This window comes from Nonomuraea typhae (assembly GCF_009760925.1).
GTDB lineage: Bacteria > Actinomycetota > Actinomycetes > Streptosporangiales > Streptosporangiaceae > Nonomuraea > Nonomuraea typhae.
This window is the reverse complement of the sequence record NZ_VRLV01000008.1, coordinates 280,918-305,476: the sequence shown is the minus strand read 5'-3', so window position 1 is coordinate 305,476 and position 24,559 is coordinate 280,918. Positions and strand designations below refer to the sequence as shown.

General features: G+C 70.1%; 21 protein-coding genes. 8 read left to right on the top strand and 13 right to left on the bottom strand.

Going from position 1 to position 24,559, the window contains the following annotated elements; all coding sequences use genetic code 11:
• Positions 1 to 35: 35 nt before the first annotated feature.
• The 6 genes from FVE25_RS30130 to FVE25_RS30105 are packed head-to-tail and all read right to left on the bottom strand — an operon-like array spanning position 36 to position 5,621.
• A complete protein-coding gene (locus tag FVE25_RS30130) occupies positions 36 to 278 on the bottom strand; it encodes a LysR family transcriptional regulator (RefSeq protein WP_425489514.1) in 243 nt (80 codons plus the stop codon).
• Positions 275 to 1,657: a DUF58 domain-containing protein gene (locus FVE25_RS30125; RefSeq protein WP_157250467.1), complete on the bottom strand. Its 1,383-nt coding sequence runs from the start codon at positions 1,655 to 1,657 to the stop codon at positions 275 to 277. Before FVE25_RS30125 ends, FVE25_RS30130 begins: the two co-directional genes overlap by 4 nt.
• Complete coding sequence (locus FVE25_RS30120) at positions 1,657 to 2,637, bottom strand: AAA family ATPase (RefSeq protein ID WP_157250466.1); 981 nt, start codon at positions 2,635 to 2,637, stop codon at positions 1,657 to 1,659. The genes FVE25_RS30125 and FVE25_RS30120 overlap by 1 nt, the downstream gene beginning before the upstream one ends.
• On the bottom strand, positions 2,627 to 3,760 hold the full coding sequence (locus FVE25_RS30115; protein ID WP_157250465.1) for a DUF4350 domain-containing protein: 1,134 nt from the start codon (positions 3,758 to 3,760) through the stop codon (positions 2,627 to 2,629). The genes FVE25_RS30120 and FVE25_RS30115 overlap by 11 nt, the downstream gene beginning before the upstream one ends.
• A complete protein-coding gene (locus FVE25_RS30110) occupies positions 3,757 to 4,356 on the bottom strand; it encodes a DUF4129 domain-containing protein (protein WP_157250464.1) in 600 nt (199 codons plus the stop codon). Before FVE25_RS30110 ends, FVE25_RS30115 begins: the two co-directional genes overlap by 4 nt.
• The gene (locus FVE25_RS30105) at positions 4,353 to 5,621 is read right to left on the bottom strand and encodes a DUF7847 domain-containing protein (RefSeq protein WP_246267643.1); all 1,269 of its coding nucleotides are present in this window, start codon (positions 5,619 to 5,621) and stop codon (positions 4,353 to 4,355) included. The genes FVE25_RS30110 and FVE25_RS30105 overlap by 4 nt, the downstream gene beginning before the upstream one ends.
• A gap of 247 nt (positions 5,622 to 5,868) precedes the next feature.
• Here FVE25_RS30105 and mtrA point away from each other — a divergent pair, with 247 nt between their 5' ends.
• The 6 genes from mtrA (at position 5,869) to FVE25_RS30075 (ending at position 13,334) form a co-directional block, all read left to right on the top strand.
• A complete protein-coding gene (gene mtrA / locus FVE25_RS30100; protein WP_043620615.1) occupies positions 5,869 to 6,546 on the top strand; it encodes an MtrAB system response regulator MtrA in 678 nt (225 codons plus the stop codon).
• 22 nt (positions 6,547 to 6,568) lie between these two features.
• On the top strand, positions 6,569 to 8,314 hold the full coding sequence (gene mtrB, locus FVE25_RS30095) for an MtrAB system histidine kinase MtrB (RefSeq protein WP_157250463.1): 1,746 nt from the start codon (positions 6,569 to 6,571) through the stop codon (positions 8,312 to 8,314).
• Positions 8,298 to 9,968: an LpqB family beta-propeller domain-containing protein gene (locus tag FVE25_RS30090; RefSeq protein ID WP_157250462.1), complete on the top strand. Its 1,671-nt coding sequence runs from the start codon at positions 8,298 to 8,300 to the stop codon at positions 9,966 to 9,968. The genes mtrB and FVE25_RS30090 overlap by 17 nt, the downstream gene beginning before the upstream one ends.
• Before the next feature lie 186 nt (positions 9,969 to 10,154).
• Entirely contained in the window at positions 10,155 to 10,952 is a 798-nt protein-coding gene (locus FVE25_RS30085) for a ComF family protein (protein WP_157250461.1), read from the top strand.
• 629 nt (positions 10,953 to 11,581) lie between these two features.
• Positions 11,582 to 12,244 (top strand): ribosome hibernation-promoting factor, HPF/YfiA family, encoded by a 663-nt coding sequence (gene hpf, locus FVE25_RS30080; protein WP_157250460.1) that lies wholly within the window; start codon positions 11,582 to 11,584, stop codon positions 12,242 to 12,244.
• A 388-nt stretch (positions 12,245 to 12,632) separates the two neighbouring features.
• Positions 12,633 to 13,334 (top strand): response regulator, encoded by a 702-nt coding sequence (locus FVE25_RS30075; RefSeq protein WP_157250459.1) that lies wholly within the window; start codon positions 12,633 to 12,635, stop codon positions 13,332 to 13,334.
• A 631-nt stretch (positions 13,335 to 13,965) separates the two neighbouring features.
• On the opposite strand, the gene FVE25_RS30070 is transcribed toward FVE25_RS30075, so the two are convergent.
• The 3 genes from FVE25_RS30070 to FVE25_RS30060 form a co-directional block, all read right to left on the bottom strand.
• Positions 13,966 to 14,574 carry a Uma2 family endonuclease gene (locus FVE25_RS30070; RefSeq protein ID WP_157250458.1) on the bottom strand — a complete coding sequence of 203 codons (609 nt, stop codon included), beginning with the start codon at positions 14,572 to 14,574 and terminating at the stop codon, positions 13,966 to 13,968.
• A gap of 29 nt (positions 14,575 to 14,603) precedes the next feature.
• Positions 14,604 to 15,770 carry a winged helix-turn-helix domain-containing protein gene (locus FVE25_RS30065; protein ID WP_157250457.1) on the bottom strand — a complete coding sequence of 389 codons (1,167 nt, stop codon included), beginning with the start codon at positions 15,768 to 15,770 and terminating at the stop codon, positions 14,604 to 14,606.
• Between the two features lie 96 nt (positions 15,771 to 15,866).
• Positions 15,867 to 16,109 (bottom strand): HGxxPAAW family protein, encoded by a 243-nt coding sequence (locus FVE25_RS30060; RefSeq protein WP_157250456.1) that lies wholly within the window; start codon positions 16,107 to 16,109, stop codon positions 15,867 to 15,869.
• A gap of 226 nt (positions 16,110 to 16,335) precedes the next feature.
• On the opposite strand from FVE25_RS30060, the gene secA reads away from it, so the two are divergent.
• Positions 16,336 to 19,224 (top strand): preprotein translocase subunit SecA, encoded by a 2,889-nt coding sequence (gene secA, locus FVE25_RS30055; protein WP_157250455.1) that lies wholly within the window; start codon positions 16,336 to 16,338, stop codon positions 19,222 to 19,224.
• A gap of 74 nt (positions 19,225 to 19,298) precedes the next feature.
• Here secA and FVE25_RS30050 read toward each other — a convergent pair whose 3' ends face one another.
• From FVE25_RS30050 to FVE25_RS30035, 4 genes are all read right to left on the bottom strand, one after another.
• On the bottom strand, positions 19,299 to 19,712 hold the full coding sequence (locus FVE25_RS30050) for an Rv3235 family protein (protein WP_157250454.1): 414 nt from the start codon (positions 19,710 to 19,712) through the stop codon (positions 19,299 to 19,301).
• A gap of 248 nt (positions 19,713 to 19,960) precedes the next feature.
• Positions 19,961 to 21,226 carry a PTS transporter subunit EIIC gene (locus FVE25_RS30045; protein WP_157250453.1) on the bottom strand — a complete coding sequence of 422 codons (1,266 nt, stop codon included), beginning with the start codon at positions 21,224 to 21,226 and terminating at the stop codon, positions 19,961 to 19,963.
• Between the two features lie 67 nt (positions 21,227 to 21,293).
• Positions 21,294 to 22,628, bottom strand: coding sequence for a PTS transporter subunit EIIC (locus FVE25_RS30040; RefSeq protein WP_157250452.1), 1,335 nt, complete (start codon positions 22,626 to 22,628; stop codon positions 21,294 to 21,296).
• An 11-nt stretch (positions 22,629 to 22,639) separates the two neighbouring features.
• Positions 22,640 to 23,377, bottom strand: a complete 738-nt coding sequence (locus FVE25_RS30035) for a GntR family transcriptional regulator (protein ID WP_157250451.1) — start codon at positions 23,375 to 23,377, stop codon at positions 22,640 to 22,642.
• A 104-nt stretch (positions 23,378 to 23,481) separates the two neighbouring features.
• Between FVE25_RS30035 and FVE25_RS30030 the strand changes: the two genes are divergently transcribed.
• Positions 23,482 to 24,516 (top strand): SIS domain-containing protein, encoded by a 1,035-nt coding sequence (locus FVE25_RS30030; protein ID WP_157250450.1) that lies wholly within the window; start codon positions 23,482 to 23,484, stop codon positions 24,514 to 24,516.
• The last annotated feature ends 43 nt before the right edge of the window (positions 24,517 to 24,559 follow it).

The window sequence follows — 24,559 nt, the reverse complement described above, 5'->3', positions numbered from 1 at the left end:
CCAGCCCGATCCGGCCAGTTCACCGCCGGACGGGCTCAGCAGCAGGTAGCGCTCCTCGTACAGCGGGCTGGTGCGCACCTCGCCGAGGTCCTCCTCGTCGTCGAGGACAGCAGCACCCGCTCGCCCTCCGGGGTCAGCCCGGCGAAGCGCTGCCCGCGCCGGACCAGGGGCACGTCCAGCTCGCGTTCCAGCTTCCTGATGGCGGCCGACAGCGACGGCTGCGAGACGTGACAGGCCGCCGCGGCCCGCGCGAAATGCCGCGCGCGGCGTCCAGTCAGAGGCGCCCGGCGGCCTTCAACGCGAGGTAGGCGTCGGCCAGCGCGGGGGCGATGTCCTCGGGGGCGGCGTCCACGACCTCCACCCCGTGCCGCCGCAGCCGCGCGGTGATCCGGCGGCGTTCGATGCGGGTGTACTCGGCCGCCGCCGCCTCGTACACCTCCTCGGCCGTGTCCCTGCGCCCGGCCATCCCGGCGACCTGGGGGTCGGAGACGGCGGCCACGAGCACGAGGTGCCGGGAGGACAGCTGCGGAAGGACCGGCATCAGCCCCTCGTCCAGGGCGGCGGCGTTCAGGTCGGTGAGCAGGACGACCAGGCAGCGCCGCTTGGCCCGCGACAGGATGTTGGCCACCATCCCGGGCGAGTCGGCCTCGACGAGCTCCGCCTCGATCGGGGCCATGGCGTTGACCAGCGAGGTCAGCAGCTCGGTGCGCGAGGCGCCCGAGACCCACGAGCGCACGGCCCGGTCGTAGGCCAGGAAGTCCACCCGGTCCCCGGCCCGGGCGGCCAGCGCGGCCAGGAGGAGGGCGGCGTCCATCGACCAGTCCAGGCGCGGCCAGCCGGGCGCCGGCCGGCCGGCCGCGGCACGGGAGCCGAGCTGCTCGACGGGCAGCCTGCCCATGTCGCCGGCCAGCGGGATCGGGGCGGCGCCGACCCGGCCGGCGGAGGTGCGGCCGGTGTCCAGCACGATGAGGACACGCCGGTCGCGCTCGGGCCGCCAGGTGCGCACGACCACGTCGTGGCGCCGGGCGCTGGCCCGCCAGTCGATGGAGCGCACGTCGTCGCCGACCACGTACTCGCGCAGCGAGTCGAACTCGGTGCCCTGGCCGCGCACGAGCGCCGGGTGCTGGCCTTCGAGCTCACGCAGCTTGGCCAGGCGCGAGGGGAGGTGCTTGCGCGACAGGAACGGCGGCAGCACCCGCACCGACCACGGCACGCTGTGGCTGCCCTGCCGGGCGGCCAGGCCGAGCGGGCCGACGGCGCGCACCGTCACGGACTCGGACGAGCGGTCACCGCGTCGCGTCGGCGTGAGCGTGACGGTGAGGCGCCGCCGCTCCCCGGCGGGGACGTCCAGGGGCAACGCACGCGGAGTGGCCCCGGCCGACGGCGCCCAGGCGTCCCTGAGCACGCCCTTGACCCGGCGGCTGCCGGGATTCTCCACGATCAGCTCGACGGTGCCGCTTTGGCCGAGCCGTACCAGAGTGTGGCCAGAGCGGCGGAAACGCAGCGGCCGGACCGCGCCCGCGAACACCAGGTCCACGATGATCGCGGCGATCAGCACCAGCAGCCAGCCGAGCAGCGCGAACCCGGGGTCGGGCGCCAGCAGCACCACCACGATCCCCACCGCCGCGACCAGCGCGGCCCGCCCCGTGAGCGCCATCAGCGCGGGACCGGGACCGAGGCCAGGATGCCGTCGAGCACGCCGTCCGCGGTCGCGCCCTCCAGCTCGGCCTCCGGCCTGAGCTGCACGCGGTGGCGGAGCGCCGGACGGGCCAGCGCCTTGACGTCGTCGGGGGTGACGTACGGCCGGCCGGACAGCCACGCCCACGCCCGGGAGGCGGCCAGCAACGCCGTGGCGCCACGCGGCGAGACGCCGAGCTGCAGCGACGGCGAGTTTCTGGTGGCCCGGCAGACGTCGACGATGTAGCCGAGCACCTCGGGCGCCACGTGCACGCCCGCGGCGGCCTCGCGACCGGCGGCGAGGTCCTCGGCGGTGGCGACGGGCTTGACGTCCGACAGGTCACGGGGGTCGAAGCCGCGCGCGTGCCGCTCCAGCACGGCGATCTCCTGGTCACGCGGCGGCAGCGGCACGGTCAGCTTGAGCAGGAACCGGTCGAGCTGGGCCTCGGGCAGCTGGTAGGTGCCTTCGTACTCGACGGGGTTCTGGGTGGCGCACACGATGAACGGGTCGGGCAGCCTGCGCGCCGCGCCCTCGACGCTGACCTGGCGTTCCTCCATGGCCTCCAGCAGCGCGGCCTGCGTCTTCGGCGGCGTGCGGTTGATCTCGTCGGCGAGCATGAGGTTGGTGAAGACGGGCCCCTCGCGGAACTCGAACTCGGCCGTCTTCGCGTCGTAGATGAGCGAGCCGGTGACGTCGCCCGGCATCAGGTCGGGCGTGAACTGCACCCGCTTGAAGTCCAGGGCCAGCGCCGACGACAACGTGCGCACCATGAGCGTCTTGGCGACGCCGGGCACGCCTTCGAGCAGCACGTGCCCCCGGCACAGCAGCGCGATGACCAGCCCCGTCACCACCGAGTCCTGGCCCACGACGGCCTTGGCCACCTCGGCCCGCAGCGCGCCGAGCGCCTCTCTGGCCGAGTCGCCCCTGCCCGCGACGCGCGTGGTCTCCTCAGTGTTCACGGACGATCCTTTCGATGTGTTCCAAGTATCGGGCCAGGGTGACGAGCCCGGCGTCGTCTGCGGGCGGCGGGCCGTACAGGGCGGCGCCGACGTGCTGCGCGTCCTGCCCGGTGCGTACGGCGAGCGCGGCGACGACCTCGTGCTGCCCGGCGCCCGCGGCGAGGCCGAGCCGGGGCGTCAGCCGGTCGATCGTGCCCGCTCTGAGGACGGCGGCGGCCCGCTCCCGTGCCCGCCTGGCCCGGTAGAGGCGGCCCCTGCCCTCGACGGTCTCGGTGGCGCGCACCACGACGGGCAGCTTCTCCACGACCACGGGCCCGAGCCTGCGCCCGCGCCAGAAGGCGGTGACGAGGACGGCGAGGCAGGCCATGGCCACGCCCCACGGGATGCTCGCGGGGATCAGGGCGCTCAGCGGCTTGCCCTCCTCGCCCTGCAGGCCGCCGGCCGCCGGCGGCGTGGGCACCAGCCAGGTGACGGCGGACTTGCCGCCGAGCAGGTTGAGCGCGAGCGCGGCGTTGCCGTCCTCGTCCAGGCGCAGGTTGGTCATGAAGTCGCCGTTGCCGAGGACGGTGACCTTGTTGCCGGAGGCCAGGACCTGCGCCAGCGTGCTGCCTTCGCGGCCCGGGTAGCAGCCCATGCCGCCCTGGAACTGGTCGCCGCCGATGTGCACGCTGCCGGCGGAGGTGGCGGCCTGGAGCGTGCACTTGGGCTCTCTGGAGCGCGCGCGGGCCATGCCCGGCTCGGTGGTGACGCCGGGGGCCAGGGTCTCCAGGGCGGCGCCGGCGCCGATGAGCACGCGGTCACCGGGCAGTCCGGCGAGGAGTTCGGCCTGGTCCTTCCGGATGTAGGCGGTGGTGGTGATCAGCAGGAGCCGGTTGCCGCCCTTGGCCAGCGCGGCTTCGACGGTGTCGACCCTGTCCACGGTGACGCCGCGCTGGCGCAGCAGCTGGGCGAGCGACTTGGCGCCGTTCAGCGAGGTGTCGTCGGGGTCGAGGCGGCGGGACTGGCCGGTGGGCGTCAGGATCACGACGATGATCGCGACGACGGCCAGGAGCGCGCCGAGGCCGACCCAGAACCGCCACTTCCCCCACAGGGAGCTCGCGGTGTGCGAGGTGCTCACGCTCATGCGGGCACCGGTCTGGCCGCCTGGAGCCGCTGGTCCAGAGAGGTCATGGTGGTGTAGGCGGTGGGGGTGCCGAGCATGCCGCCGTAGGTGACGTCGTCGAAGGAGCGGGCGGCCGCGGCCAGTTCGCCGGCGAAGGCGGGCAGCGCCGTACCGGCCTCCGCGGCGAGCTCGTCGGCGGTACGGCCCGGCATGTCGGTCACCAGCGCGCGCTCTTCGAGGTCGCGGGCGATGGCGCGCAGGCGCTCCTGCACGGCCTCGCCCCAGCGCTGCTCGGCGGACATGCGCTCGGCCAGGGCGCGGTGCTCGGCGGCGGTCATGGTCTTGGTGCCGAAGATGGCGCCGGTCGCGGGGGCCCGGCGCAGCGGCGCCTTGCGCAGCGCCCAGAAGACGAGCCCCGCCAGGGCCAGGATGACCAGCCCGACGACGATCGCCGCGACGATGCCGCCCGCGCTGCTCCCCGTGCCGTCGAGCAGGTCGCCGAGGAACTGCCGGCCGATTCTGAGGACGTAGGCGAGCCAGTCTTCCTTTTGGTACTCGGGCTTGAGCAGTTCCTCGACGGCCCGGCCCTGCGCCTCGTCCCGGCCTATCGGGGTCACGATCCGGCGGCGTTCGACGGGTGCCAGAGCTCGTCGGCCGAGGAGTGCACCCAGCCCTGCCGCTGCTGCTCGAGCGCCGCGGTCTGAAGGACGAGGTCGAACGCCTCGCTGCGCATCCGGCGGTCGGCGTAGAGGAGGCCGGCGATCGCGGCCTGGAGCGGATAGACGATCATCGAGGCGAGCGTGGATCCGATCGCGATGAGGACGGCGCTGATCGCGATCACGCCGGCGCCGCCACCCCCGGCGCCGGCCATCGTCAGCAACTGCGCGGCGACGCTGAACGGCATGCTCAGCAGGCTGCTGGCGAGGTAGGCCAGGAGGCCGGTGAGGAGCAGGATGCCGAGCACGCGCCAGAAGTCGCCCTTCACCAGCCGCCACGAGCGCCGCATGGCGTCCACGGGCCCGCGGCCCTCCAGCACCACGATCGGCGCCGCGAAGGCGAACTTGGTGTAGAAGAACAGCGTGTACACGACGTAGGCCAGGATCAGCAGGAGCGTGAGCCCGAGCAGCCCGGCCACGCCTTCGGCGGAGCCGGTGTTCGCGACGAGGACGACGAGGAGCGGCACCAGCACCAGCAACGGCGCGAGCATGACCAGGCCGACCAGGATCACCACGCCGAACAACGCCGGCATCCTGCCCTTGACCAGGTTCCACGCCTCGCCGGGCGTGACCTTCCCGCCGAACACCGAGCGGCCCAGGATGCGGGTCAGCATGCCGGTGAGCACCGTGGTCACGACGAAGCCGACCAGGGTCGAGACGATGACGCCGCTGTAGCCGGCGAGCAGGCTGGAGAGGTAGTCGCCGCTTCTGATGCTCTCCGGGTCGTTGCTCAGCGAGAGCATCTGGCCGTTCAGCACCGCGAGCGCGATGGCGAGCGGCACCGAGGCGATCGCGGCGGCCACGCCCGACAGGCCGAGGACCGCCTTGGGGTTGGAGCGGATGAACTTGATGGCGCCGTCGAGGATGTCACCCAGTCCCAGCGGGCGCAGGGGGATGATGCCGGGCCGCAACGCCTGCGGCGGCGGCATGTAGCCGTAGCCGGGCGGCGGTGGCGGCGGGGGTTGCTGAGCGTGGTACGGCGGCGGGGGTTGCTGTTGCGCGCCGTACGGCGGGGGCGGGGGCTGGTCGCCGTACGGCTGGCCGTACGAGACCTGCTCCGGGCCGGATCCGGGCGCGGTCCATGGGGAGGCCGGCGGCGCGCCGTAGGGTGGAGGCTGCTCGGCCGACCATCCCGGTGGCCTTTCGGGCGTAGGACCGTCTGACATATCCCAATCCTGGCATGGTGGACGACTCATTGCGGTCGCGCGGCTGTTTCGTGCGCTGAAGTCCCTGGGCATTACGGTTGAGGGATGGCCGAAAGTCCGCCGCTTACCGCAGACTGAGAAGGTGGACGCCGCATCAAGTCTAAAATTCGGCTTTTGATGTGCTGGGGTCACACCCATGAGCTGGGCAAGGGTAACCTACAGCAATCATGCGGGTATGTCCCACAATGCGTAGAACGAATGAGGGGCCATGAAAGGTCGCGTGCTGGTCGTCGACGACGACGCTGCTCTCGCCGAGATGCTTGGCATCGTGTTGCGCGGAGAAGGCTTCGAACCATCCTTTGTCTCCGACGGCGACAAGGCCCTCGACGCGTTCCGGGATACACGCCCGGACCTGGTCCTGCTCGACCTGATGCTGCCGGGGGCGGATGGCATCGACGTCGCGCGCAGGATCAGGGCGGAGTCGGGGGTCCCGATCGTGATGCTCACCGCCAAGAGCGACACGATCGACGTCGTGCTCGGACTCGAATCCGGCGCCGACGACTACATCGTCAAGCCGTTCAAGCCGAAGGAGCTCGTGGCGCGGGTGCGGGCGCGGCTGCGCCGTACCGACGAGCCGACCCCCGAGATCCTGCAGATCGGCGACATCACCATCGACGTGGCGGGACACTCCGTCAAGCGCGGCGAGGAGACCATCAACCTCACCCCGCTGGAGTTCGACCTGCTCGTCGCCCTCGCCCGCAAGCCGCGCCAGGTCTTCACCCGTGAAGTCCTCCTGGAGCAGGTCTGGGGCTACCGCCACGCGGCCGACACCCGCCTGGTCAACGTCCACGTCCAGCGCCTGCGCGCCAAGATCGAGAAGGACCCTGAGCACCCCGAGATCGTGGTGACGGTCCGCGGCGTCGGCTACAAGGCCGGACCGGCCTGACGACCGGGCCACCCGGAATCCCATGCCCCCGACGAAGAAGAAGACCCGGCGCCGCCGGACACTCCGCCAGATCATCGGCGGCGTCCGGCGGCGGGCCAGGCGCGCGGCGGGCAGGGTCAGGCGCGTCTGGCGCCGCTCACTCCAGCTCCAGGTGGTCACCAGCACGCTGGTGATCTCCGTGACCGTCGTCGCGGTCCTGGGCGTCTTCCTGTTCCAGGAGATCAACGACAACGTCATCAACGGCCGCACCAGCGCCGCCCTGTACGAGGCGCTCAACGACCGCACCCAGATCGCGGCCGCCCTCACCCAGAAGCAGCCCGAGGACGCCAAGGCCGCCGACAACGGTAAGAAAAGGACGCAGGACCCGCTCGACCAGGTGCTCAACTCCATCGCCGGCGTCAGCGAGAACGCCCCGCGCATGCGTTACGAGCTGCTCGTCCTCAACCCGGCGCAGCCCGGCAGGTCCCGCGCCGTCGGCAACGTCGAGCCCGCCGACATCCCGGTGCCCCTGCGCGAGTACCTGACCAATGCCGTCGAGGCGCACAAGTACGACACGACACGCTCCTGGCTGACCTCCGTCACGGTCAACGGCGAGCCCAGGCCCACCCTGGCCACCGGCACCATCGTGACCGTCCCGGAGAACACCACCTACCGCTCCTACGAGCTCTACCACTTCTTCCCGCTCACGCAGGAGGGCGAGATGCTCTCCTCGGTGCGCCAGGTGCTCATCGTCGTGGGCGTCGGCCTCGTGCTGCTCCTGGCCGCCATCGCCTACCTGGTCGCCCGTCAGGTCGTCACTCCGGTACGGCTGGCCCGCCAGGCCGCCGAGCGCCTGGCAGCCGGCAAACTCGACGAACGCCTCAAGGTGCGCGGCGAGGACGACCTGGCCCGCCTGGCCACCTCCTTCAACGAGATGGCCGCCAACCTCGCGCTGAAGATCCACCAGCTCGAAGAGCTCTCCCAAGTCCAGCGGCAGTTCGTCTCCGACGTCTCCCACGAGCTGCGCACCCCGCTCACCACCGTGCGCATGGCCGCCGACCTCCTCTACGACGCCCGCGAGGACTTCGACCCGATGGCCGCCCGCTCGGCCGAGCTCATGCAGGCCCAGCTCGAACGGTTCGAGTCGATGCTGGCCGACCTGCTGGAGATCAGCCGCTACGACGCCGGCGCCGCCACGCTCGACCTCGACTCCACCGACGTGCGCGACGTGGTCCTGCGCGCCATCGCCGACTCCGAGGCGCTGGCCGAGCGCCACTCCACCCGCTTCGAGCTGCGCCTGCCCAACGAGCCGTGCATGGCCGAGATCGACAGCCGCCGGGTCGAGCGGATCCTGCGCAACCTGCTGTTCAACGCCATCGAGCACGGCGAGGGCAAGGACATCGTGGTCTCCGTCGGCGCCGACCGGGACGCGGTGGCGGTAGCCGTACGCGACCATGGGGTGGGGCTCAAGGCGGGCGAGGACAACATGGTCTTCGACCGCTTCTGGCGGGCCGACCCCTCCCGGGCCAGGACCATCGGCGGCACCGGCCTCGGCCTGGCCATCTCCCGCGAGGACGCCACGCTGCACGGCGGCTGGCTGCAGGCGTGGGGACAGCCGGGGGACGGCTCGCAGTTCCGCCTCACGCTGCCGAGGACGGCGGGGGCCGACCTCAAGGGCTCGCCGCTGTCGCTGGTGCCGCCCGAGGTGGAGATGCGCCGCACCTGGCGCGGCCACATGACGCCGGTGCTGTCGCCCGCCACGGGGGAACTCCATGAAGACGTCGTCTAGCAGGGCGCTCGGGGCCGCGCTCGCACTGGTGGCCGCGCTCTCGTGCGGGTGCGCGGTCATCCCCGTGGGCAACCCGGCAGCCGTCGAGGAGTCGCTGGGCGACCCGATGACCAAGCCGTTCGTGCGCATGCTGGCCTTCCCGCCCCAGCCCGACTGGACGCCGGAGGACGTCGTCGACGGCCTGCTCGCCGCCATGGCCGCCTACCCGGACGACCCCAAGACGCTGCCGGAGTACCTGACCCAGCGGGCGCGCAACGAGTGGAAGCCCGCCGGGCCCATCACCGTCGTGGAGGACGGGGCCGCCAAGGCGTCGGCGGAGGGCAACGTCCAGCTCACCGGCAAGACGATCGCCCAGATCGAGGACGACGACCGCTACGTGCCCATCCCCGGCAAGCCCGGCCGCCAGTTCCGGATGAAGAAGGAAGCCGGCGGCTGGCGCGTCGACCACCTGGACAACGGCCTGGTGATGCGGGCCGCCGACGTCGCCCGCGCCTACCGGCCCACGCTGCTGTACTACCTCACGGGCGAGCCCCGGGCGGACGCCCTCGTCTCCGACGCCGTCCACCTGCGGTTCAAGCCCGGCGAGAACATCGCGGAGACCATCGTCGGGCGCCTCGTCCACGGCCCCAGCAACGCCCTGCGCGGCGCGGTGCGCACCGCCGTGGGCGGCAACGTCGGCGTGGAGTCCATCACCGCCACCACCGCCAAGGTCGTGATCAACCTCGGCGGCGAGCTCGAACTGCACGACAGCGGCGGCTTGAAGGCGCAGCTGTGGGCCAGCCTGAAAGACGTGGCCGCCGGGCGCGAGATCGAGGTCGTGCTCAACGGCGAGCCCTTCATCTCCGCGTTCAGGGACGACGTCACCGAGAACCTGTACCCGTCCACCGAGAGCCCCGCCTACTACACCAGCGGTGGCGCCGTGTACTACACCGGCACCGGACAGGACGGCGCGGGGAACCCGATCCTCGGCCCCGCCGGGCAGGCCAACGGCTACACCGGGGCGGCCATCTCGAAGTTCGGCGAGCGCGTCGCCGCGGTCGGGGGCGACGGCATCTACGCCGTGGACGTGACGGCCGAAGGCCAGTGGAACCGCGTCATGCAGGGGACGTTCACCGCGCCCTCCTGGCATCGGGACGGGTCGCTGTGGGCCTACGAGACGCGTTCCGGGCACGTGATGCGCAGCGACCTCAGCGGCGCCCCGCCCGCCCCCGTGGCCGCGCCCGACCTGGACGGGACCGACGTGACCCAGCTGCGGGTGTCCCGGGACGGGGTACGCGTGGCCGTCGGGGTCGGCGGGCAGGAGGTGCGGGTCGGGGCCATCACCGGTGGGGGTGCCGAGCTCACGCTGGGGAACTTCCAGTCGCTGCTGAGTGTCGACGAGGACGAGACCGTTCAGGACATCGCCTGGCGGGACGGTGAGCACCTGCTGGTGCTGGTGAAGGGGAAGGCGGGGCAGACGCTCAAGGAGATCGACGTGGGTGACGGGGAGACCGTGACGTTGACCTCGGACAAGCGGCTCAAGACGATTGCGGCGCTGGGGAAGAAGATCATGGCGGGGACGGAGGACGAGGCGGAGGTCCTGGAGTTCAAGGAACAGGGGTGGACGTCCAAGGTGAAGGGGAACGTGCAGGCGCCGCTGTTCCCCCTGGGCTGAGCCCTCGGTCCCGGGTCCTGGGCCTTTCGGCCGGGCACCCTCCCTAGGCTGTCGTCTTCTGTTCGCACCTCAGGTTCCTCCGGGTTTGAGGTGTCCGGGTTTGAGGTGTCCGTCGCTCTTCCCGCTGCGCTGCGCCTGAAGGTCCGGCCGGCGAAACTGTCGGTGACGACGTGCAAACTCAGTGTCATGTTCACCGCACTGCTCGACCTTCTGCTGCCGCAGCTCTGCCTGGGTTGCCGTGCCTCCGGCTCCGGACGGCTGTGCCCGCCCTGCCTGGCGGGGTGGCTGGCGGGGGTGGCGCCCCGGCCGCCAGCCCCGGCGCCGCCCGGGTTGCCGGTGTGCTGGTCGGCCGGGGACTACGCGGGGTCGCTGCGCGAGGCGATCCTGGCCTACAAGGAACGCGGGCGGACCGGACTGGGGCCGCCCTTGGCGGAGGTGCTGGCCGCGGTGGTGCTGGCGGCGCTGGGCGGCGGCGATCCCGGCCCGGGCCGTGGCGCCGGCGGCGGTTCCGGCCCGGGCCGTGGTGTTGGCGGCGGTTCCGGCCGTGGTGGTGGTGATGATGGTCGTGGTGGTGGTCGTGACGGTCCCGGCCGTGATGATCGCCGGGGCGTGGTGGTGGTTCCGGTGCCCAGTGCGCGGCGAGCCGTGCGGGCTCGGGGGCATGATCCGGTCGGGCGGCTGGCGGCGCTCGCCGTACGACGGCTGCGGGCGCTCGGCGTGCGGGCCGAGGTGGCGCCGGCGCTCGCCCAGGCGCGGCGGGTGGCCGATCAGGCGGGCCTGAGCGCTACGGAGAGGGCCGCCAATCTCGGGTCCTCTCTCAGGGTCACCGGCCGCTTGCGCGGCGCTCCTGGGGCCGCTGTGGTCCTTGTGGACGACATCGTGACGACCGGTGCCACGCTGGCGGAAGCGGCGCGAGCGTTGCGTACGGCAGGCTTGCGGGTAGCGGCCGCCGCCACGGTCGCGGCGACACGCCGAAGATCTTGACATCCTTTGCCATCACGCTCGGTAAAGGGTGATCAAACTCTCCTTCTCACCTCAGGGCCACATCTGTCTTGCCTGGTCGAAGCCCTGTGGCAGCTCATCGGACCATACTGGCGCGTTCATAAGGGATACGGCCCCACCAAAAGGGGCATCTCACACCCCAGATAAGGCGAGAGAAAATCACAGAAAGTGATCCTTTGACCGATCCTCCGGCTGACATTCCCCTCCGATGCGGATAGCGTTCTGACATGGCACCCGTTCGGGTCCGTGGTTGCGCAGGGCCGGGGCTCCCGGCTCTGCTAGCCGATGCCAGCCGCAGGCAAAACGGTCCACGTAAGGCGACTCTTTGTCGACTGATCACGGTGCGGCTTAGGGGTAAGTCCTGCCTTCCCGAGGGGCCAGATGTCCCTCGTCAGGAGAGAAGGGCAGTAGTGGCATCAGAGCTGCGAAACCCTCAGCAGGCGGATGTGGGGTCGAAGACCAGGTCGGCCGGACGGGTGCCACACACCGAGTTCCCGGTAACGAGACGTCGGAAGAGGGTAACGGTGAGAGAAAGGCAGACAGAAGACCCCGCCCGACAGGCACGTGGTCGGGTGCTCTTTCTCAGTCGTTAGACGAAGGGGGGCTGTTGCATGGACATCATCGTCAAGGGCCGGCACACAGGAGTGAGCGACCGGTTCCGCGACTTGGTGACGACCAAGCTGGCCAGGATCGAGCGTCTGGACAACAAGCTCATTCGAGTCGATGTGGAGGTGTCGAAGGAGCGCAATCCGCGCATCGCCGATCAGCGTGAGCGCGTCGAGCTGACCATTCACTCCCGGGGCCCGGCCATCCGCGCCGAGGCGTCGGCCGACGACCGATTCGCCGCCCTCGACATCGCCCTCGACAAACTGGAAGGCCGCCTCAGGAGGCTCGCCGACCGCCGCAAGGTTCACCACGGCAACCACGCCATCCCATCCGTGGCCGAGCTGACCGCGACCCTCGGCGGCCCCGCCGACGTGGCGCCACAGAAGTCCACGGTGGTTACCAAGCAGGCCGAGTCCGAGAACGACAACCTGCCCGACGACAAGAAATACGACGACATCGTCCCCATCGAGATGGACGGCGACGGGCCGCTCATCGTCAGGGAGAAGCACCACAAAGCGGAACCCATGACCATCGACCAGGCTCTCCTCGAGATGGAACTGGTCGGCCACGACTTCTATCTGTTCCGTGACAAGGAGAGCGGTCAGCCGAGCGTCGTGTACAACCGGCGCGGCTACAACTACGGCCTGCTGAGGCTCATCGAGCCCTGAACGCCGAATTAAAGATCTTCTCGACCACCCTAGGACCGCGGTACCCATGCCATCATGGGCGGTCCAACGGCTCTGGCCCCCACGAGGAGGAGACGTGAGCGAGCGAAGCGTTCGCGGCCTGCGAACTCCAAGCCCTCCGGCGAGGAGTTCCACCCGCGAGCCCACGCGAAGCGACGACCACGCCGTCGCGCGGCCGAACAGGGAGGCCGCGTGATCGAGCGGACCAACGAGTGCTGCGCCGCGCGTGACATCCCGCGCGGCGCGCGGCACGGGCAGACAGTCACGGGCAGGCCGCCGGAGGCGGTCACGGAGCCGAAGGGAGCTCTGTGACCATGCGGGGCAGGCGACGGAGCCAGACCTCGGCCGAAGGCCGGCTGAGGAGGCTTGGGTGACTGTCAGCGGCGAGACCCCCACGCCGGGGCGTGACGAGCCGATCCGCGTACTGATCGTGGACGATCACGAGCTGATCAGGCGCAGTCTCGCACTGGCCCTGGCCGCGGAGCCCGACATCGAGGTGGTCGGAGAAGCAAGCGACGGGCAGGAGGCGGTCGAGATGGCCGACCGCCTCATGCCCGACGTGGCGCTCATGGACGTGCGCATGCCCCGCCAGGACGGCATCGAGGCCACGAAGGGCATCAAGGCGTCCGTCCCGAGCACGCGCATCATCATGCTCACCGTGAGCGACGAGGAAGAGGACCTCTTCGAGGCCATCAAGGCCGGCGCCACCGGCTACCTCCTGAAGGACGTCCAGATCAACGACGTCCCCGACGCCGTCCGCGGGGTGTACGAAGGCCAGTCCCTCATCAACCCCGCCATGGCCGCCAAGCTCATCACCGAGTTCGCCAACATGAGCCGCAAGGAGGCCGAACGCCCGCCCCAGCTCCCCGTCCCGCGGCTGACCGAGCGCGAGATGGAGGTGCTGCGCCTCGTGGCCAAGGGCATGAACAACCGCGAGATCGCCAAGCAGTTGTTCATCTCCGAGAACACGGTGAAGAACCACGTCCGCAACATCCTGGACAAGCTCCAGCTCCACTCCCGGATGGAGGCCGTGGTCTACGCCGTCCGCGAGCGCATGCTGGAAATCACCTGACCCGCGGCGCCACCGGCCTCCCTCGGAAGGCCCTGCCGTGGCGCCCCGCGTCCGGAGCCGCCCTGCTGTGGGCCCATCCCCACAGCAGCGGCCCTGCCCCACGACCAAGCTCGTGCGAAGCCCGCCCATACCCCGCATAAGCCGGCCCCGCTTATCGGCCGGGCCCGTGCGGAAATCTGCCCGGTGACCGTATTCAGGCAGAAACATGCCTACCCAGAAGCCACGCTCACGCAGCAGCAGGCCCTGCCCAGCGGCCGAGCTCGTGCGGATATCTGGCGGCTGGCCATGTCCAGGTAGACGGGTGGCCATGTCCAGGCAGAGTGGCCATGTCCAGGCAGAAACGTGCCTGCCCAGGAGCCACGCTCGCGCGGCAGTAGCCGCCCCCCAGCGGCTGAGCTTGCGCGAAAGCCCCGCGACCGGGACCCGCGGAACCCGCCCACCGGGCAGCCGTGCCCCGCGCAGCAGCGGCCCCCGCCAGGCGGCCATGCTGTGCGGAAGCCTGACGCCACCGCCACCGCCACCGCCACCGCCACCGCGGCCGTGCTGTGCGGAAGCCTGACCCGTCACTGCCACCGCGGCCGGGTCACGCGGTCTGCCTTGCCTGGCGGCTGGTGCTGCTGTGGTGGCCTGGTCAGGCGTGAAGGTGCTCCCAGTCGAGTTTGATCCGGATCGGACCCGGCACCCGGTCTTGAGATCCCGGTTCGAGCACAGCCACCGATCGGTAGCCGCCGATCCCGTGATCCAGGGCGAGCACCTCGACAGCGGCCACGCCGATGTCGTCCAGCGTGACGATCCAGTACCAGGGGATGCCCGCAGCGGCGTACTCGGCCCGTTTGTCGATGAGATCGACCTTGCCCGCGCCCGACAGCACCTCCACCACCAAGAGGACCAGATGTGCGGGCAGCGGGCGCTCATCATCGGGGGCGCAGCGGTAGAGGGCGGCGTCCGGGCGGCGGATCTGCGCCCGTGGGACCTCCCAGAGGACGACGTCGAAGTCCATGTTGGCCTCGACGCACTCGGCGGTTCGCGCGACATGCTGCCGGGCAGCCGTCTCCAAGGTGTTCATGAGCCTGCGTGCCATCGTCTGATGCAGCCTGCTCGGAGGTTCACATCGGACTGCTTGCCCGTCGACCACCTCCACCTGACGGCAGAACTCTTCCGGCAGCTCACGCCAGATCTCCAGCGTGATGGGCTCGGGTTGGAGCCCGGCGTTCTCCACCCAGCTGAAGATCTCAGACATCCGCGCCTCCGGGAAGCAGCTCTACCCGATCAGGTTACGTGGGTCAGGAGGGCGGGGTCGGCGCGTTCGATGCGGACGGTGTCGCAGCCGACCCAGGAGGCGGCTTCGTGCAGGGCGTCGTGTACGGCGGAGCCCCACCTGGACACCGAGATCCCGGGTTCGAGGCCGATCTGGCGGGCCACGAAGGTGGTGCCCTCGCGGGCCGGGTCGACTCGGCCGATCAGCTTGCCGCCCGCCAGGATGGGCATCGTGAAGTAGCCGTGGACCCGCTTGTGCTTGGGGACGTAGAGCTCCAGCGTGTAGTCGAAGCCGAACACGCGGGACGTGCGGCCGCGGTGCCAGATCAGGGAGTCGAACGGGGAGACCAGCGTGCTGCGGTGGCGGCCCTTGGGGGGCGTCGCCAGGGCGACGGGGTCGGCCCAGGCCCTTGTCGTGCCGCCCTTAGGGGACCAGCCGGAGACCTCCACCGGGATCAGGCCGGCGGCGCCGCCGGCTAGCGCCTCTTCCAGGAGGGAGCGGTGGTGGTTTCTGACTCTCAGGTAGTCGACCAGGTCGGCCGTGGTGGCCACGCCGAGGGATCGGCCGGCCACGGCGGCCAGCCGTACGATGCACTCCTCGTCTGACAGGTCGTCGCCCAGCAGGTCAGCGGGGACGGCGCGTTCGGCCAGGTCGTAGACGCGGCGCCAGCCCACGCGGCGGGTGCAGACGAGCTCGCCGATGTCGAGGAGCCATTCCAGGCCGATCTTGGATTCGGACCAGTCCCACCAGGGGCCGCCGTTTTTGGCGCCGCCCACGTCTGAGGTGGTGATGGGGCCGTGCTCGCGGACCTGGTCGAGGAGTTTGTCCACGCTGTCGGGGACCTGGTGCCAGCGCAGGCCGCGCTCGCGGTAGGCGCGGCGGCGGAAGGCGTAGAGGGGCCAGTGCTCGATGGGGAGGATGCAGGCGGCGTGGCACCAGTACTCGAAGCTCCGGGCCGGGTTGTGCCAGTAGGCGCGCTCGATCTTCTGCCTGCCCACCGCGCCCAGGCGGGCGTAGGCGACCAGTTCGTGAGAGCGGGCCAGCACGGAGACCGTGTCGAGCTGGACGGCGCCCAGACGGCGGAGCATGGCGTGGGTGCCGCCCTTGCGGGCGTCGGCGCCGAGCAGGCCCTGGGCGCGCAGGATGAGCCTTCTGGCGTCGTCGGCGGTCAGGTGCATGCCGGGAATGGTAACGGCGGGCACCGACAGAATCGTCGGGTGCCCGCCGTCGATAAACCGATGGAATCGCCCGAAGTGCCCGCCGGGCGAGATCTTCTAGCGGTGCTTCTCCGCGCGCATGCCCACGCGGGGAGCATCGATGACGACGTCGGACATGATGTCGAACACGAGCGCCAGCACGGCGCCCACGACAACAAGGCCGATCCCGATCCAGATCATCAGCCAGCTCTCGAGGGGCATGCCGAACCCGGCTACGACGAAGCCCGCGAAAGCCACCGCCACCGCGAGCCACGACGACGGGCGGCCGGCGTGGTTGCCCAGGTTTTCTCCGCCAGACATGGCCTTGTCCTTCCCTGTTTCTCCCGCCAGCCAGTCATGGTGCGAGATCGGTCTACTTCGGCATACGCTCTGCCGAAACCTCATTCTCCCAGAAGGGGGAGGCGGGTGGCCCGTCGCATTGGCTGTGTCTGGTTGCGGGACCGCCTACGATGGCAACGGGGAGTTTGTCTCGGCCTCTCCTCCTGGCGGCGCCGCCGGGGTAGACCTGCGAGGAGCCTTACATAAAGTGGTAGCCATTCTCGACAAGATCCTACGTGCCGGCGAAGGCAAGACCCTCCGCAAGCTCAAGGAAATCGTGCGCCAGGTCAACTCCATCGAGGACGACTTCACGCGCATGGCAGACGAAGACTTGCGCGCCATGACCGACGAGCTCAAGCAGCGTTTCGCCGAGGAGAAGGCCAAGCGCTGGGAGGGCAAGTTCGAGGGCGAGCCCGCCGATGACATCGAGCGCGAGAAGCGGCGCAAAGCCGAACTCGCCATCGACCGGGAGATCCTCGACGAGATCCTCCCCGAGGCGTTCGCGACGGTCCGTGAGGCGGCGCACCGCGTGCTCGGCCAGCGGCACTTCGACGTGCAGATCATGGGCGGCGCCGCGCTGCACCAGGGCAACATCGCGGAGATGAAGACGGGTGAGGGCAAGACCCTCACGTGTACGCTGCCGGCGTATCTCAACGCGCTCGCGGGCAAGGGCGTGCACGTCATCACGGTCAACGACTATCTGGTGCAGGTCGGCGCCGAGAACATGGGCCGCATCTACCGCTTCCTGGGCCTGGAAGTCGGCATGATCCTGGCCGGGCAGCAACCCGACGAGCGGCGCAAGCAGTACCAGGCGGACATCACCTACGGCACGAACAACGAGTTCGGCTTCGATTACCTGCGTGACAACATGGCCTGGTCGCTGGACGAGTGCGTGCAGCGCGGCCACAGCTTCGCGATCGTGGACGAGGTCGACTCCATCCTCATCGACGAGGCCCGCACGCCGCTGATCATCTCCGGCCCCGGCGAGCAGTCCGGCAAGTGGTACGCCGAGTTCGCCAAGATCGTGCCCCGGCTGCGGCGCGGTGTCGAGGCGAAGAACCCGGGCGAGGAGAGCACCGGCGACTACATCGTCGACGAGAAGAAGCGCACGGTCGGCGTCCTCGAGGACGGCGTCGCCAAGGTCGAGGACTGGCTGGGCATCGACAACCTGTACAAGCCCGAGCACACCCACCTGGTCGGCTTCCTGAACAACGCCCTGAAGGCGAAGGAACTGTTCAAGAAGGACAAGGACTACATCGTCGCCGACGGCGAGGTGCTCATCGTCGACGAGTTCACCGGCCGCATCCTGCACGGCCGCCGCTACAACGAGGGCATGCACCAGGCCATCGAGGCCAAGGAGGGCGTGAAGGTCAAGGACGAGAACCAGACGCTCGCCACCGTCACCCTCCAGAACTACTTCCGCCTCTACGACAAGCTGTCCGGCATGACCGGCACCGCGGTCACCGAGGCCAACGAGTTCCACCAGACCTACAAGCTCGGCGTGGTCCCGATCCCGACGAACCGCCCGATGATCCGCAAGGACCAGGCGGACGTGGTCTACAAGACCGAGGACGCCAAGTTCGCCGCCGTGGTCGAGGACATCGTCGAGCGCCACAACGCCGGTCAGCCGGTGCTCATCGGCACCACCTCGGTGGAGAAGTCCGAGCGGCTGTCGAAGGCGCTCAAGCGCCGCGGCGTCAAGCACGAGGTGCTCAACGCGAAGAACCACGCGCGTGAGGCCGCGATCGTGGCCGAGGCGGGCCGCAAGGGCGCCGTCACGGTCGCCACCAACATGGCCGGTCGAGGCACCGACATCATGCTCGGCGGCAACGTCGAGTTCCGCGCCGACCTCGACCTGCGCGCCAAGGGCCTCGACCCGGTCGAGACGCCGGAGGAGTACGAGAAAGCCTGGCCGGAGGCGGTGGAGAAGACCAAGAGCGCGGTGCAGGCCGAGCACGACGAGGTCACCGAGCTCGGCGGCCTGTACGTGCTGGGCACCGAGCGCCATGAGTCGCGCCGCATCGACAACCAGCTCCGCGGTCGCGCCGGCCGCCAGGGCGACCCCGGCGAGTCCCGCTTCTACCTGTCGCTCGGCGACGACCTGATGCGCCTGTTCAACTCGGCCCGCGTCGAGATGATCATGACCAGGCTCAACATCCCCGAGGACCAGCCGATCGAGTCGGGCATCGTCTCCAAGGCGATCGCCTCCGCCCAGCACCAGGTCGAGCAGCAGAACTTCGAGATCCGCAAGGAAGTTCTGAAGTACGACGAGGTCATGAACCGCCAGCGCAAGGTCATCTACGCCGAGCGTCACCGCGTCCTGGAGGGCGCCGACCTGCACGACCAGGTGCGCGGCTTCATCGAGAACGTCGTCGACGGCTACGTGGCCGGCGCCACCGCCGAGGGCTTCGCCGAGGAGTGGGACCTCGACAAGCTGTGGAAGGCGTTCGGCGAGCTCTACCCGGTCTCGGTCAAGCTGGAGGACCTCGTCGAGGAGGCCGGCAGCCGCGAGGAGCTGACGGCCGAGCTGATCTCCCGGCGGGTCAGGGAAGACGCCCTGAAGGCGTACGACCGCCGCGAGGAGGAGCTCGGCCCGGAGAACACCCGCGAGTTCGAGCGCCGGGTCATCCTGTCGGTGCTCGACCGCAAGTGGCGCGAGCACCTCTACGAGATGGACTACCTGCGCGAGGGCATCGGCATGCGGGCCTACGCGCAGAAGGACCCGCAGATCGAGTACCAGCGCGAAGGCTTCGAGATGTTCTCCGGGATGCTCGAGGGCATCAAGGAGGACTCGGTCGGCTTCCTGTTCAACATCGAGGTCGAGGTTCAGGAGAACCCGATCGTCGAGGAGCAGGAGGACGCGATGGTGGCGGAGACCCGCTCCATCATCGCCCGTGGCCTGCGCGGCCCCGAGCGTCCGGCCGAGCTGGAGTACTCCGCGCCCGGTGAGCAGGGCGAGGTGGAGCACACCCGCGTCCGCACGACCGCGGCCGAGCGCGCCGCCTACGGCAACGTGGAGCGCAACGCGCCCTGCCCGTGCGGTTCGGGCAAGAAGTTCAAGCGCTGCCACGGCGACCCGCGGCACGCCTCCGCCTGAGCGTGCGTGAAGGGCCCCCGCTCCCGCCGAGGGAGTCGGGGGCCTTTCCGCGTGTTCACCTGAAGGGGCCGCCGTCAGGCGGTTTCGAAGTCGGTGCACAGCCACTGCACCCCGCGGCGTTCCAGGCGGACGGCCAGCACGTGGCTGCGTTCGCCGCCGTGGACCAGGAGGCACATCTCGATCGCCCCGTCCTTGGGCTCCTTGACATGCGGTACGCCGACGAACGGCGGCCGGTCGGTCTCGATCATGCGGCCGGCGTGCAGGAGTTCGTGGTAGGCCCGGTCGGTGAGCCGGTCGGCCAGGCTCTCGGCCGGTCGCCGTCCGGCCAGGACTTCGGCGAGCGCCTGCCCCAGGTGGCGCAGGCGGCGTTCGTCGGGCAGGGCGCCGGGCGGCCCCCAGATGACCGGTTTGAGCGCCAGGGCGCCGTCGGTGCGGTGGGCGTCGCCGTCGTAGGGCGGTTCTGGCAGCACGTGGATGTCGGGGGACATGGCGGCCTCCTTCGACCTCGGGGGGTTGAAACGCGGTCGTATTAAGGAGTTTTCGGCCCGGCCGCCGAATACGCGGGGAGGGGACTTTCTCGAAGGGCGAGCCGGTTTGCGGGAGAACGGCGGGAAAGATCACCGCCCCCGCCCCGACACATGATCGTGTTTAGGGCCGAGAACGAAGACCGATGCGGCGCGCGAAACCCTTCTGGCTCAGCCGGATGCCGGGAAAGCGGCGATGCCGGAAAGCACGCCTAGGGCGTCTCCTCCGGTTCGCGCCCGGGCGTCATGATGTTGAGCCGCCGGATGAGGAAGGAGAACAGCACGTAGTACAACGCGAAGTACACCAGCCCCATCAGCAGGATCAGCCCGAGCCCCCACGTGTTCGACTTGCTGGCGTTCAGCAGCATGTCGATCAGCCCGGCCGAGAAGTTGAACCCCAGCCGCGTGTCCAGAGCGGCCATCAGCGCCATGGACGCCCCGTTGAGCAGCGCGTGCGCGACGAACAGGACGGGCGCCACGAAGATGAAGGCGAACTCGACCGGCTCGGTGATCCCGGTGACGAAGGCGGTCAGGGCGCCGCCCACCATGATGCTGCCCACGGCCGCCCGCCGGTGCTTGGGCGCCGCCCGCCAGATGGCCAGGGCCGCGCCGGGGATCCCGAACATCAGCACCGGGAAGAACCCGGTCATGAAGATCCCGGCGCCCTGCTGGCCAATGGCGTAGCACTTGAGGTCACCGGCCGCGTGCACGCCGTTGACCGTGCACTCGGGGATCACGGTCCAGACGATCGAGTTGATGAAGTGATGCAGTCCCAGGGGGATCAGCAGCCGGTTGGCCACGCCGTACAGACCGGCTCCGAGGGCGGAGTGGGTGGCCAGCCAGTCGCCGAAGCTGGTGAGGGCCTGTCCGATGGGCGGCCAGATGAGGCCGATGACGACGCCGATGGCCAGGGCGGCCAGCGCGGTGACGATGGGGACGAACCGCCGCCCGCCGAAGAAGGCGAGCCAGGAGGGCAGCTTGATGCGGTAGTACCGCTGCCAGAGCACGGCGGCCAGCAGGCCGATGAGGATGCCGCCGAGCACGCCGGTGGGCTGGGCGGAGGCGGCCTGGTTGATGACCCTGCTGCCGTCGGCGAGGGTCTGCGTGACCTTGTCGTGTACGGCCGGCGCGCTGGACTCGAAGAACATGCGCCGGGTCACCTGGTCGAAGACGAGGTAGCCGACGAGGGCGGCCAGCGCGGTGGAGCCGTCGGACTTCCTGGCGAACCCGATGGCCACGCCGACCGCGAACAGCAGCGGCAGGTTGTCGAAGAGCGCGCCGCCGGCCGCCGCGAAGATCCCCGCGACCCGGTCCAGGAAGGCGTTGTCGGTACGGCCCAGCAGGTCGTCCTGCCCGAACCGGAGCAGCAGTCCGGCGGCGGGCAGCACGGCGATGGGCAGCATGAGCGAGCGGCCGATGCGCTGCAGGACGGCGAAGGCCGACGACCACATCGAAGCCTCGGCGCTCGTGGTGCTCATGCGTTCCCCCCGGAAGTTCAGGCCGGGGGATGGTGGATTCCTACCACGCGCACGCGCGGCAAAACCGTCAGGGGGCGCGTGCGGGGGTGGTGGTCTCGCCTGAGTCGAGGTCGGGTTCCGGCTCGCGGCCCGGCGTCATGATGTTGAGGCGTTTGATGAGGAAGCTGAAGACGACGTAGTAGATCAGCCCGTAGGCGAGGCCGAGCGCGAGGATTCCGGGGACGTTCTGGGTGTTGGACTTGCCGAGGTTGAGCAGCATGTCGAGCAGCCCGGCGGAGAAGCCGAAGCCGAGCTGGCCGCCGATGAGCGCGGTCAGGGCCATGGCGGCGCCGGTGAGGATGGCGTGCACGACGAGCAGGACGGGCGCGACGAAGATGAAGGCGAACTCGACCGGCTCGGTGACGCCGGTGACGAACGAGGCGAGCCCGGCCGAGAGCATGATGCCGCCGACGGTGGCACGCCGGTGTTTGGGGGCGGCCCGCCACATGGCCAGGCACGCGGCGGGCAGGGCGAACATCATGATGGGGAAGAATCCGGCCATGAACTCGCCGGCGTTGGGGTCGCCGGCGAAGTAGCAGTTCCAGTCGCCGCTGAAGGCGCGTCCGCCGACCTCGCACTGGGGTACGGCGAACCAGACGATCGAGTTGACGAAGTGGTGCAGCCCGAGGGGGATGAGCAGCCGGTTGATGAGGCCGTACAGGCCGGCGCCGAGGGGGCCGAGCCCGGCCAGCCCTTCGCCGGCGTGGCCGATCCATTCGCCGAGCAGGGGCCAGGCCCAGCCGATGACGACGCCGAGGAGCAGGGCGACGATGGAGGTGATGATCGGGACGAACCGCCGCCCGCCGAAGAAGGCGAGCCAGGAGGGCAGCTTGATGCGGTGGAATCGTTGCCAGAGCAGGGCCGTGACCAGCCCGATCATGATGCCGCCGAGCACCTTGGTGGGGTTCTGGATGCCGTAGTTGATGATCTCTTTGACGCCTTCGGCCTTGGCCTCCTTGAGCAGGACGGTGTCGCGGATGGCCGAGCCGAAGAACATGGTCTTGGTGACGCGGTCGAAGACGAGGTAGCCGACGACGGCGGCGAGGGCGGTGGAGCCGTCGGACTTGCGGGCGAAGCCGATGGCGACGCCGACCGCGAAGAGCAGCGGGAGGTTCTCGAACAGGGCCGAGCCGGCGGCGTCGATGACGGCGGCGACCTGGCTCATCCAGGCGAAGCCGGCCACGTCGGCCAGGCCGCCCGGGTCGGCGCCGTTGGCGCCCAGCATGTCCGGCTGGCCGAAGCGCATCAGGACGGCGGCGGCGGGCAGGGCGGCGATGGGCAGCATGAGGGAGCGGCCTAACCGCTGCAGCACACTGACGACGCGGGAGAGCGGCGACGGCGCCGCCGCGGAGGTCTCGTTCACTGCGGTGATCCTCAGCGTCGAGCGGGCATTTCCAGAATGGTGCGCAGCTGGTAGCGGTCGGCCCGGTAGGTGGACACGCCCAGCTCGGCGCAGACGCCGCCGGAGAAGGACCGGCGTTGGAGCAGGAGTACGGCTCCGCCGCGGGGCAGCTTCAGCAGGTCGGCGTCGCTGGGGTCGGCGATGCCGCCGTCGATGGTGAGCTCGCCGGCGTCCATGACGAGGTTGTAGCGGCTCTCCAGCAGCTCATACAGGGATCGGTCGGACAGGTCGTGCTCGGCCAGGTCGGGGGCGAGCTTCACCGGGATGTGGGCGCGTTCGATGGACAGGGGTTCGCCGTCGGCGGTGCGCAGCCGTTCGATGAAGTGCACCTCTTCGCCGGGCTGGATGCCCAGTTCCTTGGCCAGGTGGGCGCTGGCGCGCACGATGCGGCGGTCGAGGTCGCGCGAGCCGGGGATCAGCCCGCGGGCGCGCATGTCGTCGGTGAACGAGGTGAGCTGGAGTGCCAGCTCGATCTTCGGCCGGGCGACGAAGGTGCCCTTTCCCGGCACGCGGTGGAGCCGTCCCTCGGACACCAGGTGGTCGACGGCCTGCCGTACCGTCATCCTCGATAGGCCGAAACGCTGGCAGAGCTCGCGCTCGGACGGGATCGCCGCGCCGATGCTGAGCTCGTTGCTGTCGATGAGGTCCAGCAGGATCTCGCGCAGCTGGAAGTACTTCGGCACCGGGCTGTCCGGATCGATGTGCGCCACGGATCCTCCCCTCGATCTGCCCTAGGTGATGAGCTATGGTTCGTACTGGTCTAGTCCGGACTAGACCACATGCCGGAATTATCAGTCAAGCTGATGAGGACAAGATGACCACGAAGATGCGCAGCGAGATCGCCGAGCAGCCAGCGGCGCTGCGGGCCACCCTGGACTCATTGCTCCCCAGAGTCGATGAGGTGCGGGCGCTGGGCGAGCAGACCCGTCAGTTGTTGTTCATCGCACGCGGCACTTCCGACAACGCCGCAGTCTACGGGCGCTACCTGATCGAGTCGCACGCGGGCCGCCTGTCGGCGCTGGCCGCGCCCTCGATCGCCACCACCTACAAGCGCAAGCTCGACCTCGACGGCGTGCTCGCCGTGGCCATCTCCCAGTCGGGCCGCACCGAGGAGATCGTCGAGACCCTGGCGTGGGCCAAGGACTGCGGCGCCAGGACCGTGGGCGTCACCAACGGCGGCCCCGACAGCCCGCTCGCCCAGGCCGCCGACCTGGCGCTGGTCACGCTCGCGGGCGAGGAGAAGGCGGTGCCCGCCACCAAGACCTACACCACGCAGCTGGCCGCGCTGGCCGTGCTCGCGCTGGGCCTGGGCGCCGACGTGAACGCCGACGACCTGCAGAAGGTCCCGGACGCGGTGGAGAAGCTGATCGCCGAGCCCGGTGACCTGGACGCCGTCGTCGAGGGCCTGGCCGACAAGCCGGGCGTGGTCGTCTCCGGCCGCGGCATGGCGTTCTCGACCGCGCTGGAGACCGCGCTCAAGCTCAAGGAGGCATGCTACCTGCACGCCATGGGCCTGTCCTACGCCGACCTGCTGCACGGCCCGATCGCCGTCGTGGACGCCGACACCCCGGCCCTGCTGGTCGCCGCCGAGAACAGTCCGACCCTGTCCGGTACCGTCGCGCTGGCCGAGCGCGTCGTGGCCGCGGGCGCCGCCGCCTTCACGGTCGGCGGTGGTACGGCTCTCGCCGGTGCGGGCACCGCCGCCCTGAACGGCCCCGATCTGCCCGAGTGGGTGGCGCCGATGGGCCTGATCGTCCCCGGCCAGCTGCTGACCGAGGCGCTGGCCCGGCGGCTCGGCATCGACCCCGACGCGCCGCGCGGGCTGAACAAGGTGACCCAGACGAACTGATCACGGAGCGTCGTTTAGCCTGGTCGGAGAGTTATTCAGGAGG

Excerpts from the sequence above, each read along its gene's own strand:
- FVE25_RS30125 (WP_157250467.1), bottom strand. The coding sequence starts at position 1,657 with ATGGCGCTCACGGGGCGGGCCGCGCTGGTCGCGGCGGTGGGGATCGTG.
- FVE25_RS30105 (WP_246267643.1), bottom strand. The coding sequence starts at position 5,621 with ATGTCAGACGGTCCTACGCCCGAAAGGCCACCGGGATGGTCGGCCGAG.
- FVE25_RS30030 (WP_157250450.1), top strand. The coding sequence starts at position 23,482 with ATGACCACGAAGATGCGCAGCGAGATCGCCGAGCAGCCAGCGGCGCTG.
- FVE25_RS30115 (WP_157250465.1), bottom strand. The coding sequence starts at position 3,760 with ATGAGCGTGAGCACCTCGCACACCGCGAGCTCCCTGTGGGGGAAGTGG.
- FVE25_RS30090 (WP_157250462.1), top strand. The coding sequence starts at position 8,298 with ATGAAGACGTCGTCTAGCAGGGCGCTCGGGGCCGCGCTCGCACTGGTG.
- FVE25_RS30050 (WP_157250454.1), bottom strand. The coding sequence starts at position 19,712 with ATGTCCCCCGACATCCACGTGCTGCCAGAACCGCCCTACGACGGCGAC.
- FVE25_RS30060 (WP_157250456.1), bottom strand. The coding sequence starts at position 16,109 with ATGTCTGGCGGAGAAAACCTGGGCAACCACGCCGGCCGCCCGTCGTCG.
- FVE25_RS30045 (WP_157250453.1), bottom strand. The coding sequence starts at position 21,226 with ATGAGCACCACGAGCGCCGAGGCTTCGATGTGGTCGTCGGCCTTCGCC.
- mtrB (WP_157250463.1), top strand. The coding sequence starts at position 6,569 with ATGCCCCCGACGAAGAAGAAGACCCGGCGCCGCCGGACACTCCGCCAG.
- FVE25_RS30070 (WP_157250458.1), bottom strand. The coding sequence starts at position 14,574 with ATGTCTGAGATCTTCAGCTGGGTGGAGAACGCCGGGCTCCAACCCGAG.
- hpf (WP_157250460.1), top strand. The coding sequence starts at position 11,582 with ATGGACATCATCGTCAAGGGCCGGCACACAGGAGTGAGCGACCGGTTC.
- FVE25_RS30065 (WP_157250457.1), bottom strand. The coding sequence starts at position 15,770 with ATGCACCTGACCGCCGACGACGCCAGAAGGCTCATCCTGCGCGCCCAG.
- mtrA (WP_043620615.1), top strand. The coding sequence starts at position 5,869 with ATGAAAGGTCGCGTGCTGGTCGTCGACGACGACGCTGCTCTCGCCGAG.
- FVE25_RS30085 (WP_157250461.1), top strand. The coding sequence starts at position 10,155 with ATGTTCACCGCACTGCTCGACCTTCTGCTGCCGCAGCTCTGCCTGGGT.